This is a genomic window from Methylobacterium trifolii (assembly GCF_022179685.1).
Classification (GTDB): domain Bacteria; phylum Pseudomonadota; class Alphaproteobacteria; order Rhizobiales; family Beijerinckiaceae; genus Methylobacterium; species Methylobacterium trifolii.
On the sequence record NZ_BPRB01000057.1, the window covers coordinates 39,082 to 53,766 of the forward strand.

General features: G+C 70.4%; 14 protein-coding genes and 1 tRNA gene. 2 read left to right on the forward strand and 13 right to left on the reverse strand.

The annotated features are described in order from the left end of the window. Positions 1–156: 156 nt before the first annotated feature. From COGEMETH_RS05195 to crcB, 5 genes are all read right to left on the reverse strand, one after another. A complete protein-coding gene (locus tag COGEMETH_RS05195) occupies positions 157–1,224 on the reverse strand; it encodes a cytochrome-c peroxidase (RefSeq protein WP_238181543.1) in 1,068 nt (355 codons plus the stop codon). 234 nt (positions 1,225–1,458) lie between these two features. Beyond that, the gene (locus COGEMETH_RS05200) at positions 1,459–2,034 is read right to left on the reverse strand and encodes a sigma-70 family RNA polymerase sigma factor (RefSeq protein ID WP_238181544.1); all 576 of its coding nucleotides are present in this window, start codon (positions 2,032–2,034) and stop codon (positions 1,459–1,461) included. A 397-nt stretch (positions 2,035–2,431) separates the two neighbouring features. Beyond that, positions 2,432–2,506: transfer RNA gene (locus COGEMETH_RS05205), tRNA-Thr, on the reverse strand. Positions 2,507–2,542: 36 nt separating this feature from the next. Further along, positions 2,543–3,475 carry a DUF6925 family protein gene (locus COGEMETH_RS05210; RefSeq protein ID WP_238181545.1) on the reverse strand — a complete coding sequence of 311 codons (933 nt, stop codon included), beginning with the start codon at positions 3,473–3,475 and terminating at the stop codon, positions 2,543–2,545. Beyond that, positions 3,472–3,861 carry a fluoride efflux transporter CrcB gene (gene crcB / locus COGEMETH_RS05215; RefSeq protein ID WP_238181546.1) on the reverse strand — a complete coding sequence of 130 codons (390 nt, stop codon included), beginning with the start codon at positions 3,859–3,861 and terminating at the stop codon, positions 3,472–3,474. Before crcB ends, COGEMETH_RS05210 begins: the two co-directional genes overlap by 4 nt. Before the next feature lie 225 nt (positions 3,862–4,086). Here crcB and COGEMETH_RS05220 point away from each other — a divergent pair, with 225 nt between their 5' ends. After that, positions 4,087–4,512, forward strand: coding sequence for a DUF6968 family protein (locus COGEMETH_RS05220; protein ID WP_238181547.1), 426 nt, complete (start codon positions 4,087–4,089; stop codon positions 4,510–4,512). Positions 4,513–4,531: 19 nt separating this feature from the next. On the opposite strand, the gene polA is transcribed toward COGEMETH_RS05220, so the two are convergent. From polA to COGEMETH_RS05240, 4 genes are read right to left on the reverse strand one after another with little or no spacing between them, the layout of a single operon-like run. Then, complete coding sequence (polA, locus tag COGEMETH_RS05225) at positions 4,532–7,663, reverse strand: DNA polymerase I (RefSeq protein ID WP_238181548.1); 3,132 nt, start codon at positions 7,661–7,663, stop codon at positions 4,532–4,534. Between the two features lie 31 nt (positions 7,664–7,694). Then, a complete protein-coding gene (locus tag COGEMETH_RS05230; RefSeq protein WP_238181549.1) occupies positions 7,695–8,057 on the reverse strand; it encodes a HepT-like ribonuclease domain-containing protein in 363 nt (120 codons plus the stop codon). After that, the gene (locus tag COGEMETH_RS05235; RefSeq protein WP_238181550.1) at positions 8,047–8,343 is read right to left on the reverse strand and encodes a nucleotidyltransferase family protein; all 297 of its coding nucleotides are present in this window, start codon (positions 8,341–8,343) and stop codon (positions 8,047–8,049) included. Before COGEMETH_RS05235 ends, COGEMETH_RS05230 begins: the two co-directional genes overlap by 11 nt. A gap of 44 nt (positions 8,344–8,387) precedes the next feature. Further along, positions 8,388–9,554 (reverse strand): YihY/virulence factor BrkB family protein, encoded by a 1,167-nt coding sequence (locus COGEMETH_RS05240; RefSeq protein WP_238181551.1) that lies wholly within the window; start codon positions 9,552–9,554, stop codon positions 8,388–8,390. Positions 9,555–9,767: 213 nt separating this feature from the next. Here COGEMETH_RS05240 and COGEMETH_RS05245 point away from each other — a divergent pair, with 213 nt between their 5' ends. Beyond that, the gene (locus tag COGEMETH_RS05245; RefSeq protein ID WP_238181552.1) at positions 9,768–11,639 is read left to right on the forward strand and encodes a cation:proton antiporter domain-containing protein; all 1,872 of its coding nucleotides are present in this window, start codon (positions 9,768–9,770) and stop codon (positions 11,637–11,639) included. A gap of 43 nt (positions 11,640–11,682) precedes the next feature. Here the strand turns inward: COGEMETH_RS05245 and COGEMETH_RS05250 are convergent, their stop codons facing one another. From COGEMETH_RS05250 to COGEMETH_RS05265, 4 genes are all read right to left on the reverse strand, one after another. Continuing rightward, entirely contained in the window at positions 11,683–11,880 is a 198-nt protein-coding gene (locus COGEMETH_RS05250) for a DUF2283 domain-containing protein (RefSeq protein ID WP_238181553.1), read from the reverse strand. Further along, entirely contained in the window at positions 11,877–12,140 is a 264-nt protein-coding gene (locus COGEMETH_RS05255) for a DUF4258 domain-containing protein (protein ID WP_238181554.1), read from the reverse strand. Before COGEMETH_RS05255 ends, COGEMETH_RS05250 begins: the two co-directional genes overlap by 4 nt. Before the next feature lie 73 nt (positions 12,141–12,213). Continuing rightward, positions 12,214–13,071, reverse strand: a complete 858-nt coding sequence (locus tag COGEMETH_RS05260) for a protein-L-isoaspartate O-methyltransferase family protein (RefSeq protein ID WP_238181555.1) — start codon at positions 13,069–13,071, stop codon at positions 12,214–12,216. 87 nt (positions 13,072–13,158) lie between these two features. Further along, a complete protein-coding gene (locus COGEMETH_RS05265) occupies positions 13,159–14,604 on the reverse strand; it encodes a UdgX family uracil-DNA binding protein (protein WP_238181558.1) in 1,446 nt (481 codons plus the stop codon). Positions 14,605–14,685: the final 81 nt, after the last annotated feature.

Below are 14,685 nucleotides of genomic sequence, written 5' to 3' on the forward strand. Positions count from 1 at the left end.
GAGGCTGCTTCGCAGCACCTCAGGATGAGGGGATGTGTGGGAGTCGATAGTCGAACGGACGCCGAGATTCCCTAGAAACCCCCGGTCCGCGACGCGGCTCATTCCTGCGGGCCGGCGAGGACGCCGCCTGGGGGGCATCAATCGAAATGAGAAGCCTCAGGGCTTCGGCGGCGCGGGCCCGAACTCCGCCAGCGCGGTGCCGCCGGGCTCGTCCGAGGTCAGCGTCCCGAGGAAGGCGACCAGGTCGGCCCGCTCGGCGGCGGTGAGGCCGAGGGGGCGGATGTCGCGGGAGCGGCTCGGGCGCGCGATGCCGCCGCGGTCGTAGAGGTCGACCACCGCCTCCAGGCTCGCCAGGGAGCCGTCGTGCATGAAGGGGGCCCGCCGGGCCACGTCGCGCAGGCCCGGCGTCTTGAAGGCGTAGCGCAGGGCCGTCGAGTTCGGCACGAAGCGCCCCCGCCCGACATCCTCGTCCCGGCCCGTGCCGATGTCGTGGAACGACCCGTCGCTGAAGGACCAGCCGCCGTGGCAGGCGGCGCAGTTGGCCCGGCCGTTGAACAGGTCGAAGCCGCGCTTGGCCGGCTCGGGGATGGCCGCCTCGTCGCCCGCGATCCAGCGGTCGAAGGGGCTCGGGCCGGAGACGATGAGGCGCTGGAAGGTGGCCAGCGCCGCCTCGACGCGACCTTGCGTGACCGTCCCGTCCTCGAAGGCCCGTCCGAAGGCCTGGACGTAGGAGGCGTCCGCGCCGATGCGGCGCAGGGCCTCGGGCACCGGCAGGTTCATGTTGCCCGGCGCGGTGATCGGCATGAAGGCCACCGATTCGAGGTCGCGGAACTTGCCGTCCCAGCCGAGGCGGCCCTCCTGCCAGGCGAGGTTGAGCACGGTCGGGGTGTGCAGGTCGAGGTCGGAATCCTGGCGGCTGCGGGCGCGGGGGCGCCCGTCCGACCAGCCGCGGTCGGGCAGGTGGCAGCTCACGCAGGCGCGCGAGCCGTCGCCCGAGAGGATCGGATCGAAGAACAGCCTGCGGCCGAGTTCGGCCTTTTGCGGGGTGTAGGGGTTGTCCTCGGGAAACGGGATCGCGGCCGGCTTGGCGAAGCCCGCGCGCCAGACCGCGCGGGGCGGGGCGGCCGACACCGCGTTGGCGGGCGCGGACACCTTCGCGAAGGGGTCCGCCAACCCGAATACCAGCACCGCGAGCGCGCAGGCTGCGCCGACCTTCCACGACATCATCGACCTCTGGGCATCAGCCTAGGGTCCCGGTGTTGACAATGCGTGAACATTACCCGGGCTAAGTCTCGGTCCTGGATGCGTCCACACAATGGAAGCTTGAAGAGACTCTGCCGGCGGTCTCGGGAGACGATCCGATTTCGGAGTCGGTTGCTTCACTTAACCTCAGGATGCGAAATCCGAGGAGATCGATCGGTCGAAGAGGCGCCGACGAAGGGGCGCCGAGGCTCGGTCTCAGGCGTGGTCCAGGGCGGCGCGGGTGCGCGCGTCGGTGCCGATGTCGCCGGTCCCGTCCATGCCGAGCGCCTCGATCAGCCGCCCCCGCGCCCGGCTGACCCGGCTCTTGATCGTGCCCACGGCGACGCCGCAGATCTCGGCGGCCTCCTCGTAGGTGAAGTTCTGGGCGCCGACGAGGACCAGGGCCTCGCGCTGGGCGAAGGGCAGCAGGTCCAGGGCGCTGCGGAACTCCCCCATCTCCACGCGGACCTCCTGCTCGGGCAGGGTCGCCAGCCGCCCGGCCAGCACCCCGTCGGCATCCTCGACCTCGCGCTTGCGCTTGCGCTGCTCGGAATAGAACAGGTTGCGCAGGATGGTGAACAGCCACGCCGTCAGGTTGGTGCCGCGGCGGAAGCTGTCCGCCTTGGTCCAGGCCCGCATCAGGGTGTCCTGCACGAGGTCGTCGGAGCGGTCGAGGTCGTAGGTGAGGGAGAAGGCGAAGGCCCTGAGCGCCGGGATCGCGCCCAGCAACAGGTCGCGCATCTCGGTATCCGCGCCGGGGGGCGTGCCGACGGGGGCGGCTGTCTGCATCATCGCGCGGGCTTCCTTCCGGCCGGGCCGGCGGCGGCCGGCGGACCCATGGAACGGCTCGGAGACCGTCCGGGCGTGCCGGGCCGATCCGATGCCGTGCGGCGCGGCCCTGAGGGGCCTGCCGCCTTGGCGACGCGGTGCTAGGCGCTGACGATTTAATGCTGTCTGAAAGCAGCATTCATCAAATCTTAATCCGCCCGACGCGGCCGATCCGAAAATGCAGTGCTAAACTAACATAAATCAAGCTTGGCCTTTGAGTCGGGCAATGACTTGGCCTTGTCTGTCGTATGACCGATTGTAACTGAACGATGTCTGACTGCCTGGCTTGCAGGTGCGTCGAAGCCGTCGTCCGGGCCCGGATGGGAGGCCGCAGGGGATCGGATGAGGCTCGGCCGGAGGGTGGTGCCGGTGGAGAGGATCGAACTCCCGACCTTCGGTTTACAAAACCGCTGCACTACCGCTGTGCTACACCGGCCCGCAGCCTGCTAGCTAACAGCCGCGGATCGGGCATTCAACCCGGACCGTTCAGGCAGTCCTCCACGACCGCGAGATGGCGCGCCTGGGCCTCGGCCGCCCGCCGGGCCGAGTGGGCGTGGCGGCGGGACGCGCCCGTCTCCGGTAGCGCTCCCCCGATGGCCGCGGCATGCTTGATCGCCAGGAGGTGCGGGTCGCCCCAGGCGGCGAGCAGGGCCTGGAAGGCCGCGTGGCGCCCCGGATCGAACGGGATCGGCCTGCCCGCCGCGTCCTTGCAGGGGTGGGGCGGGTGGAGCGCCGCGCAGGGCACCCGGCCCGCCGGGATCGGCGCGGTGGCCGCATGCGTGCGCCCGGCCTTCAGGATCTGCGGCAGGACGTGGGTGCGCGGCCCCGCGGGCGTCGGGCCGCCCTCCGGCGGGATCGGCGCGTAGACCTCGATGCGGCCGATCCGTGCGCAAAACACCCGGTGGGGGCCGAGCGCGGCGAGGTTCTGGAGGATCGGGTTGCCGGGGGCGAACAGGGGCCGGCCCGCGCCGGCCCGCAGGCAGGCCAGGGCCTGCGGGTCCCGCGTGCGCAGGCAGGCGTCGACCGCCGCGAGCCCCAGGCCGAGGTCGAACAGCACGTCTCCCCGGTCCTGCGTGCGCGCGGCCGCCCCGTCCGGCCCGAGTTCGGTCACGACGGTCCGGCGGCCCATCGCGCAGGATTCCTCGGGCAGGCACAGGGCCACGGCGTGGTTCCAGCCCCCCGCGAACCCGGTCTCGTAGGCGAGCGGGCGCAGGCCCGGCACGATCCGCAGGGCCACGGCACCGCGGGCGGTGGAAAGGCCGAGGCGGTCGTCGGGCAGCGCCCGGACGGGCTCGTCCGGATCGCGCGAAAACGTCGCCGCCGCCCCGAAGCTGCCGAGGCTCCAGGCCGTGTCCGGGCAGGCGAGCGCCCCGCGCAGCAGGGCCTCGACCGCGTCCGCGCTCACGGGGCGCCCGACAGCACCGCCCGGACCAGGGCGAGCCCCGCCACGAGGCCGAGCAGCCCGGCCGCCACCGAGGCCAGGACGTAGGCCATGGCCGCCCCCGTCTCCCCGCGCTGGTAGAGGGCGACCGCGTCGAGCGAGAAGGTCGAGAAGGTGGTGAAGCCCCCCAGCACCCCCGTGGTCAGGAACAGCCGCGCCGGGTGGGAGGCGGCGCCGCGCAGCGCGAACCCCTCGGCCAGCACCCCCATCAGGAAGGAGCCGAGCACGTTGATGACCAGGGTCGCCAGGGGAAACCCGAGCCCCGGCAGCAGCCGCGCCACCGCGACGTTGACCCCATGGCGAAACCCGCCGCCGAGGCCGGCCCCGAGGATGACGATGAGGGTGTTCACGCGCGGGAGCTTTCTTGGTTTGGATGCGGGCGATCTTTTAGCGATCGTGAGCGGAACGGGAAGCGCGGGCAGTTCGTGTCGACCGACCGGCGTTCGTCCCATCCCAACCCCTCATCCCGAGACGCCCGCGGCAGCGGGCCTCGAAGGAGGGCTCCAGAGGCCGCGCGATCCCTGGAGGGCTCCGTCGAGGGCTTCGCTCCGCTTCGCCGCCTCAGGATGAGGGGAATGGATGGGATGATCGACTGGGTTTCGCCTGATTATTATCCGAGCGTCGGCGTGTTTAAGCAGTTTCCTTACTCGATTATTGAGGACGATATGATTATCGCAACGCGAAATCTTGTACTGAAAAATTCGGGCGCCGATTCTGAAATTCAAATACGCATTATGAACCCAGAATTTAACCAAGATCAGTGGATATGCAGGTATGAAATTCAATGGCCGAACGCTCAAAGATCGAGCTTTGCGGCGGGAGTAGATTCGGTCCAAGCCCTCCATCTGGCTTTGCAGAAAATCGGTCTCGATCTCTACATGAGCGACGGCCATGCATCGGGAAACTTGGTGTGGATGGAAGCAGGGAAAGGCTACGGTTTTCCTGTCCCGAAGAACGGCCGCGACTTCCTGATAGGCTTCGACAAGGAATTCGAAGGCTAGCCTTTCGTTCTTGCGCCCATCAATGCGCCTCCTGCCAGTTCCCCGCAGCCTTGGCCTCCACCACCAGGGGCACCCGGAGGGTCAGGGCGGGGGCGGGCGCCTGCTCCATCACCGAAGTGATCACCGGCAGGGCCTTGTCCACCTCGTCCTCGGGCGCCTCGAACACCAGTTCGTCGTGCACCTGCAGCAGCATCCGCACGGTGAGCTTTTTCGCGGTCAGCGCCGCCTCCATCCGGGTCATCGCCCGGCGGATGATGTCGGCGGCCGAGCCCTGGATCGGGGCGTTGATGGCCTGGCGCTCCACGCTCGCCCGCTCGTTCGGGTTGTTGGAGCGGATCTGCGGATAGTGGCAGACGCGGCCGAACAGGGTGGTGACGTAGCCCTTGTCCCGGCAGATCTTCTTGGTGCTGTCGATGTAGTCCCGGATGCCGGGGAACTGCTCGAAATACTGCTTGATGAAGGCCGAGGCCTCCTCCCGGCCGATGCCGAGGCGGTCGGCGAGCCCGAAGGCCGAGATGCCGTAGATGATGCCGAAGTTGATGGTCTTGGCCCGCCGCCGCAGGTCCGCGTTCATGTCCTTGAGGGGCACGCCGAACATCGCGCTGGCGGTGGCCGCGTGGATGTCGACGCCGTCCTCGAACGCTTTGCGCAGTTGCGGGATGTCGGCCATGTGCGCCAGCAGCCGCAGCTCGATCTGCGAGTAGTCGGCCGAGATCAGCCGGTTGCCGGGGGCTGCCACGAAGGCGCGGCGGATGCGCCGCCCCTCCTCCGTGCGGATCGGGATGTTCTGCAGGTTGGGCTCGGAGGACGAGAGCCGGCCGGTGGTGGTGGCCGCCAGCGAGAACGAGGTGTGGACGCGGGCCGTCTCCCGGTCGGCATGCTCCTGGAGCGAATCCGTGTAGGTGGATTTCAGCTTGGCGAGCTGGCGCCATTCCAGGATCTTTTTGGGGAGTTCATGGCCCGCCTGGGCCAGTTCCTCCAGCAGCGTGGCGGGCGTGGCCCACTGGCCGGACGGCGTCTTCTTGGCGCCGGGCAGGCCCATCTTGCCGAACAGGATGTCGCCGATCTGCTTCGGGGAGCCGACGGAGAAGCGCTCGCCCGCGTCGTCCTGAATCTCCTCTTCGAGCCGGGCCAGGATCTGCGAAAAATCGCCCGAGAGCCGGCTCAGCATCTCCCGGTCGACGCGGATGCCGTTCTGCTCCATCCGGGCGATCACCGGCAGCAGCGGGCGCTCCAGGGTCTCGTAGACGGCGGCCCGGCGCTCGGCCACCAGCCGCGGCTTCATCATCCGCCACAGCCGCAGGGTCACGTCCGCGTCCTCGGCGGCGTAGGCGGTGGCCTTGTCGATGGCCACCCGGTCGAAGCTGACCTTGGCGCGGCCGGTGCCGGCCACGTCGGCGAAGGTGATGGGCTGGTGGCCGAGGTGGCGGCGGGCGAGCTCGTCCATGCCGTGCCCGCCCTTGCCGGCGTCGAGCACGTAGGAGATCAGCATGGTGTCGTCGAAGGGGGCGATCTCGATGCCGTAGCGGGCGAGCACGACCCAGTCGTATTTCAGGTTCTGCCCGACCTTGAGCACGCCCGGGTTCTCCAGCAGCGGCTTGAGCCGGCTAAGCGCTGCTTTGAGAGGAATCTGGCCGGGCACCGGCTCGGCCACGTCCGAGGCGGCCGCCCCCTCCCCGAACAGGTCGCCCGCGCCGAGCTGCGCCTTGGCGGCCTGGACGTGGGCCAGGGGGATGTAGGCGGCCCGGCCGGTGCCGACCGCCAGCGAGACGCCGACGAGGCCGGCCCTGTGCGCGTCGAGGGCGTCGGTCTCGGTGTCGACGGCGACGACGCCTGCCTCCTCGGCCTGCGCGATCCAGGCGTCGAGCTGGTCGAGCGAGGCGATCGTCTCGTAGGCCGCCGTGTCGAAGGGCGCGACGGCCTCCGCCGCGCGGGCGGCGACCACGGTGCCGGGGGTGGGCTCGGCCGGGCCGCGGGCGGTCTTCGCAGCGGCCTCCGGCAGGTCGAGGTCGGCGAAGGGGTCGACCTCGGGCGGTGTGCCGGCCTCGGCCTCCGGGTCGGGGGGCACGGAATCGCCGAAGAACGGCACCGCGTCGCTGCCGCCTTCCGCGTTGCCGTAGGCGTGGGCCTTGGCGCCCGGCAGCAGCGCCGGGTCGGGTTTCACCGCCTCCGGGTCGACGTGGAGCATCTGCGCGATGCGCCGGGTCAGGGTGTTGAACTCCATCGCCTTGAGGAAGCCGACGAGTTTTTGCGGGTCGGGCTTGGGCAGGCGCAGGTCGTCGAGGGGGACGGGCACCGCCACGTCCTCCACCAGGGCCACCAGCCTGCGTGAGAGCCTCGCCTGGTCGATGCTGGCCAGCAGCGTCTCGCGGCGCTTGGGCTGCTTGATCTCAGCCGCCCGCTCCAGCAGCGCCTCCAGGCTGCCGAACTCCTTGATGAGGGCGGCCGCCGTCTTGAGGCCGATGCCGGGCACGCCGGGCACGTTGTCCGACGTGTCGCCGATCAGCGCCAGCGCGTCGCCGATCTGGCCGGGCTGGAGGCCCTCCCACTTGGCGATGATCGCGTCCACGTCGAGGTTGCGCTCGGGCCGGTAGCCCGGCTTGCCCTTGGACCCCGATTCGAAATCGTAGAACCGCACCAGGGGGCCGACGAGCTGCATCAGGTCCTTGTCGGAGGAGACGATGATGACGCCCGCTCCCCGCGCCTCCGCCTGCCGGGTATAGGTGGCGATGAGGTCGTCGGCCTCGTAGCGCTCCATCTCGATCGCGTGCAGGCCGAAGGCGCGCACGGCGTCCCGCATCAGCGGCATCTGGCGCTTGAGGTCGTCGGGCGCGTCCGGGCGGTGGCCCTTGTACTCCGGGTAGAGTTCTTTCCGGAACGAGCCCTCGGACTTGTCGAAGACGATGCCCAGATGCGTCGGGCAGATGCCGGCCGCCCCCTCCTGCACGAACTGGGCGATCTTGGTGCAGAACAGCCGCACCGCCCCGGTGGGCAGCCCGTCGGACGGGCGGTAATTGTACTTGTCGCCGTCCTTCGTGTTCATCGACTGGAAGAAGGCCCGGAAGATGAAGGACGAGCCGTCGACCAGGATCACCTGATCGCCGGGGCCGACGTTTTTTTGGGGCTGGGAGTCGGTCTGTGCGGCGGTCATCGGGTGGTCGTATCCGGATACGGGCGGCGCGTCATCCGGTCGGACCCGGTGCGTCGGGAGGTCGAAGCTCGGCGATGCAGAGGATGACGAGTTCCGGCAGTCGGTCCTGCACGGTCCGCCAGATCTGCAGGGGCGAGACGTTCTCGTAGTCGTGGCGATAGACGTTCCCGGCGTTGGCGATCCGCCGCCAGGGGATATGCGGATGCCGGTCCCGCGTTTCCGCATCGACCCGGCGGCTCGCCTCGGAAATGATCTCCAGGCAGCGCGTCACGGCATAGACCGTCCGCCGATCGGCTTCGAAGGCATCGAAATCCAGTCCCGCGACGAATTCCTGTGCCGCTTCGGCATTCTCGAGAATGCCGAGACACGCGCGCCGCCCGCGCTCAGAAAGCATGGACCGCGTCGCGCTCGGCCTCCGGCCTGACGTGATCCTTCAGCATCTTTCGATTTGAGACGTCGACCGGGATCGGAAATAGGTCGCTGATGAAGTCGATCACGCCGACGTAGTCGTACACGTCGCGCACGGTGTCCACGTCGATGTCGATCATCACGTCGAGGTCGCTGCCGGCATGCCCCTCGCCCCGCGCCACCGAGCCGAAGAGGGCCGCATGCCGCACGCCGAGGCGCCGCAGCGCCCCCTCGTTCGCCCGCAGGATGTCGATGGCGGTGCCGCGGTCCATCCTTGAGCGTAACCCGGATCGCGGCCCCGCTGAAGGGGGGCGCCTCAGGCCGCGGTGCCCACCGTGTCGGCCATCCGCGCCCGGCGGGCGCCGAGGGGCTGCGGCTTGCCCACCGTGGTGTCGTGGGCGGTCTGGTGCTCCATCTCGGCGTTGATCTCGGCGCCCAGCAGCACGATCACCGTGGACATCCAGATCCAGGTCATGAAGCCGATCACGGCGCCCAGGGACCCGTAGGTCTCGTTGTACTTGCCGAAGTTGGCGACATACCAGGAGAAGCCGAGCGACCCGCCGAGCCAGAGTACGGCGGCCACCGTGCTGCCCCACGTCACCCAGCGCCAGCGCGGCGCGTCCCGGCTCGGGCCGTAGCGGTAGAGCAGGGCGAGGCCGAACAGGACGGCCACCAGCATCACCGGCCAGCGCAGCAGCGCGACGTACCAGGCGTCGGCCGGAACGCCGACCGTGTTGAACACCACCGGCAGCACCACGATGCCGACGAGCGCGCCGACGACGAACAGCAGCGCGCCCGCGGTGAAGGCCAGCGAGCGCAGGTTGAGCCAGACGAAGTTGCGGGTCTCGCGCTCCTCGTAGACGATGTTGAGGGCGTCGAAGACGTGCTTCATGCCGCCGTTCGCGCTCCAGACCGAGAGCAGGATGCCGGTGAAGACGGTGAGCCCCAGGGTGCCGTCGCCCTTGGCCGCGATGCGCTTGACCTGCTCGCCGACGATCTCGATGGCGCCGGAGGGCAGCACCCCCTGGAGCGAGGCGAGGTGCTCGTTGATCTGCCCCACGTCGGCGACGAGGCCGTAGCAGGAGACCAGGGCCGCGACCGCCGGGAAGATCGCCAGCAGCACGTAGAAGGTCACGCCCGCCGCCACCGAGACGAGGCGGTTCTCGCCGAAATCGTGGAACACCCGCAGGCCGATGTCCTTCCAGCCGCCCGCCGGAATCTCGGAGGGTTTTTGCGCCTGCCGCCCGCGGTCCCCCTCGCCCTGCGCCACGGCGTGGGCCTCCGCCCCCTCGTGCGAGCCGGAGGTTTTCCGCGCGGGGTCGCCCCGGTCCGGGGCGGGCCCCTGTCGGCGGGGCAGGGCGACGAGGCCGATCAGGGCGGCCGAGAGGGCCAGCGTCCAGACCGTGGCGTTGCGGCCCTCCGGAACCGGAACCTCGGGACGCTCGCCCGAGGGGCCCCGTGGCACGGATGTCGACGCTGTCATGGGGCCGCCTCGGATCGGATGTTATGCAGGACAACATCCGGTTGCAGGCGGAGTTTCCTCCGGTTGTGCGGTTCTGTCGGGGGCGTGCCTTTGCCGCGGCTGCCGCCGTGAGATTCGGCACGGATGTTGAGTTTTGGCGCCGTTAAGGGGAGGAGGTGTGTGCGCCCGCACGGGTGGCGCTGCGCTTCGACGACCAAGGGAACCGGAACAGACGTGCCGCACGCGACCGCGCTGATCGCCATCATCGCCCTGGGCCTCGTGATCGCCTTCGTCTTCGGCATGCTGGCCCAGCGCCTCAGGCTGCCGCCGCTGGTGGGCTACCTCGTGGCCGGCATCGCCATCGGGCCCTTCACGCCGGGCTTCGTCGGCGACCAGGAGCTGGCGGGCCAGCTCGCCGAGATCGGCGTGATCCTGCTGATGTTCGGCGTCGGCCTGCACTTCTCCATCAAGGACCTGATGGCGGTGCGCGCCATCGCGCTGCCCGGCGCCGTGGTGCAGATCGCGGTGGCCACCGCCATGGGCGGCGGGCTGGCGATGCTCTGGGGCTGGGGCGTGGGCGCCGGCCTCGTCTTCGGCCTCGCCCTCTCCGTGGCGAGCACCGTGGTGCTGCTGCGCGCCCTGGAGGAGCGCAACCTCCTGGACAGCGACAAGGGCCGGATCGCGGTGGGCTGGCTCATCGTGGAGGACCTCGCCATGGTCCTGGCCCTGGTGCTGCTGCCCGCGCTCGCCCCGTCCCTCGGGGGCGCCGAGGCGGGCGCGGGCGGGCACGACACAGCCCGCTCGCTCGCCCAGACGCTGGCCGCCGCCCTCGGCCACGGCCTGTCCGACAGCATCTGGCTGACGCTGGGGCTCACGCTCGCCAAGGTCGCCCTGTTCGTGGCGCTGATGCTGGTGGTCGGCCGCCGCTTCGTGCCCTGGCTCCTCGACCAGGCGGCGCGCACCGGCTCGCGGGAGCTGTTCACCCTGGCCGTCCTGGCGCTGGCGCTCGGCATCGCCTTCGGCTCGGCCGAACTCTTCGGGGTCTCCTTCGCCCTCGGCGCCTTCTTCGCCGGCATGGTGCTGGCCGAATCCGACCTCAGCCACCAGGCCGCGGCCGACAGCCTGCCGTTGCAGGACGCCTTCGCGGTGCTGTTCTTCGTCTCGGTCGGCATGCTGTTCGATCCCGGCATCCTGATCCGCGAGCCCCTCTCGGTGCTGGCGGTGCTGGGCGTGATCATGCTCGGCAAGTCGGTGGCGGCGGTGGCGATCGTGCTGGCCTTCAAGCACCCGGTGGGCACGGCGCTCACCATCGCCGCGAGCCTCGCCCAGATCGGCGAGTTCTCCTTCATCCTCGTCGGCCTCGGCCTGTCCCTGAAGCTGCTGCCGCCGGAGGGGCGCGACCTGATCCTCGGGGGCGCCCTGCTCTCGATCACCCTGAACCCGCTGTTCTTCGTCCTCGTCGCCCGGGCCGAGCGCTTCTTCGCCGACCGGCCGGACCTTGCCCGGCGCTTCGAGCGGCGGGAGGCGGGGCAGGTCGCCGTGTCGGAGCCCGCGCCGCCCCACCGGGGCCACGCGGTCATCGTCGGCTACGGCCGGGTCGGCAGCAGCATCGGCAAGGCCCTGGCCGCCTGGGACTTCCCCTACGTGGTGGTGGACCGCGACCGCCGCCGCGTGCTCGAACTGCGCCAGGCCGGGCTGGAGGCGGTGTTCGGCGACGCCTCGGCCCCCGGCATCCTGGCGGCCGCCGACATCGCCCAGGCCCGGCTCCTGGTGCTGGCCAACCCGGATTCGCACCAGGCCCAGCGCCTGGTCGCCATCGCCCGCGAGGCGAACCCCGCCATCGACACCCTGATCCGCACCCACAGCGATTCCGAGCGCCGCCGGATGGAGGAGGAGAAGGTCGGCCTCGTGCTGATGGGCGAGCGGGAACTGGCCTTCGGCATGACCTTCTACGCCCTGCGCAGCCTCGGCCTGAAGGAGGGCGAGGCCCGGTTCTTCGTGGATTCGAGCCGCTCCGAAAGCCGCGCCGAGGCCCCGACCGAGGCCGAGATCGAGCAGGGCGCGCCGGAACTGCGCCCGCACAAGGAAGACGCCGCGGAGGGGTGATTTTTTAGCTGTACCGACCGCGCGAAGCGGGGACGGGTCCGCCTCAGGCGGCGGTGAGATGCGCGAGATCTGCGCCTTCGGCCACGTGCTCGGTCGCGTCCAGGATCTCGATCCCGACGACGCGGCCCTGCGCGTCGAAATCCAACACGATGCCCGGACGGACTTCCTCGCTGTCCACGATCTCACCCTCGGCGAGCCGCAGGTAGAAGGCGTCGGCTTCGGGGTCGTATCGCGTTCTCACGTCCCGCTCCGCTTCCGTCCGCGATCGAGGAATGCCGTTATGATCCGGCAGGTGCTGCCATCCTGGGCATATACCACACGCAGAATACGGCCACCACGCTCCGGCACGGCGCGATAAGCGCGCGTCCGTTCCGGATAAACCGGGTCCGGTTCTTCCGCATCGGGAGCCAGGACGGCCGCCTCGACCCAGCCAGGCTCGATCGCACGATGGGCGAGGGTCTCGACGGCGTGGGTTGTGTAGACGAAGCTTCGTTCAGGCACGATGGCAGTCTATCACTGTGGTAGCCTCCGGCCGAAGGGCAACGAGGTCCGCTTCTTCGTGGATTCGAGCCGTCTAATCGTAGGCGAGGCTCCACCCCGGTGCGCGCAGCCAGCAGCGGTCCTCGGGCAGGTCGTCCGTTCGGTGCAGCCGTGTCACCCGGCCAATGCCGTCCTTGGCGAAGGCCGCGGCCAGGGCCGCTTCCGCGTCCCGGTCGCGCGAGCCCGCACAGGGGTAGATCACGGTTCGGGACAGGCAGCGCGCCGCGTAGCCGTCCGCCTGCCGGGTGATCCGGAAGACCGCGCCCCGGGTCATCGCCTGCCCCTGCTCCGTGGTGAAGCCGAGGGTGAGCGGCAGGATCAGGCGGCCTTCGGGCTTCAGGGCGTCGAGCCACGCATCGGCCGGGCGCGCCGCGCCGGCATTCACGAACACCACGTCGGCGGGGTCGAGCGGCAGCGCCGTGCCGTCGCCCGACACGACCCGGACGTGCGGGAACCGCGCGAGGTTCGACGCCGCCTGCGCGGCCAGGCCCGGTTCGATCTCGATCCCGGTGACGCGGCCCGTCGGCCCGACGAGACGGCCGATCACGGCCGTGTAGTAGCCCGTGCCGGTGCCGATATGCACCGCATGCGCGCCGGCTTCGAAATTTCCCGCCGCGATGAGGCGCGTCAGGAACGAGGGCTGCCCGTTGTTAAGCCGCTTCTCGGCCAGGATCGCCACGGGCGCGTCCTGATAGAGATAGACCGCATCCGCGACCGGCCCTGCGCTGGAGCCGCTGGCCAGATGCATGATCTGCCAGGGCGGCGGCGGCAGGAAATCCTCCCGCCGGATCGTGGCCAGCGCCTCTTCCAGGCGCGGATCGTCCGTCCCGGCCGCGTGGACGATCTGCTTCGCGTAGGCGTTTCGGACGATGGCGCGTTCAGCCTCGGTCATCGCTGCCTCACGGCGGCCGCCCTCGATGCCGAGGGGGCACGTGCATCCGCGCTTCTCCTTCGGCCGATCGCGGGACGCAACCCGCCCTCATCCGGAAAGTTCCCGTCCCAGGTCCGCCACCCGCCGCAGGTCGGCGACGAAGGCCGCGTAGGCTTCCGCCTTGGCCTCGTCCGGCAGGCGCAGCAGGTAGGAGGGGTGGACCGTGATGAAGCCCTGGAAGGGGGTGTCGCGGCGGTCGAAGCGGAAGGGCCCGCGGGCGCGGGTGATCGGGATGGCCTTGCCGGTCAGCGCCAGCACGGCGGTGGCGCCCAGGGCCACCACGAGCCTGGGGGCGACGAAGTCCAGCTCCCGGTCGAGCCACCAGCGGTAGTGGCTGACCTCGCCGGCCGTCGGCTTCTGGTGGATGCGGCGCTTGCCGCGTTCCTCGAACTTGAAGTGCTTGACCGCGTTCGTGAGGTAGCTGTCCGCCCGGCTCAGGCCGGCCTCCTCCATCGCGCGCATCAGCACCTGCCCGGCCGGGCCGACGAAGGGGCGGCCCTGCCGGTCCTCCTGGTCGCCCGGCTGCTCGCCGACGAAGGCGATCGTCGCGCCGGGCGGTCCCTCGCCGAGCACGGCCTGCGTCGCGCCCGGCACCAGGGGCTCGGAGCGTCGGATGATGGCGTTGAGGGCGGCCAGCGTCTTCGGGTCCTGGTCGGCCATGGCGGCCACGGCCCGGACGGGGTCGCGCTTTGCGGGCATCTGCGGTTCCCTCTCGATCATCTGCGCGGTGCGGCCGGCCGCCGCCCGGACGAGGCCGGGGATGGCGGCGGTCTCCGGCAGGTTGTGCCAGTACTTTTTCGGCATCTCCGCCCGCATCGCCTTCAGGTTGGTGCGGGCCGGGTTGAAGGTGCTCTCGTAATAGTCCCGCCAGCCCGCCTCGAAGCCGTCGCCCTCCGGCAGGGCGGCCCGGTCGCCCGGCGGCCCGAAGCGAAGCGCCGTGCCGTCCCAGTGGGCGGAGCCCTCCGGCGTCAGGATCGACCAGGCGAGCGAACGGAAGCGGTCCACGAAGAAGGGGGCGGCCGCCTCCAGGATGTGGTGGTCCGGCTCGAACCACGCCACGAACCGCTCGCCCTCCAGACTTTCCGTCCGGCGGAAGCGCAGGAAGGCGTGCATCTTGTGCAGGTCGCGGCCGATGGCCTTGCGCATCCCACCGAGCCGGTGGACCAGCGGGTCGCTGGCGATCTCGGGCAGGTGTCGCTCCCCGTGCAGGACCCGCCAGACCAGGCCGTAGAGCAGGGCGTAGCGCTCGGGATCGCGGTGGGGCACCACCATCGGGATCAGCCCGGCCACCGCCTTGGGCAGGGCGACGGGCGGGGCGGATTCCTCGAACGCGCCCGCCCCGAACAGGCTCGGAGCGTCGCCGGCCGACCATGTCACACACTCGGGCGGGATGTTCCCGGCCACGAGCCCGCGCAGCGCGATGCGGAAGCCGGCGAGGTCGGCGCCCGGACGCAGGTGGACGGTGCGATGCGCGGCTCTCCCTCCCCCAAACAGATCTCGGGCTTGCCCGAGATCTGCATCCAGATTGCTCAAGTCGGGCAAGCCCGACTTGAGATCGGGGGAGGGTGGCCCGCG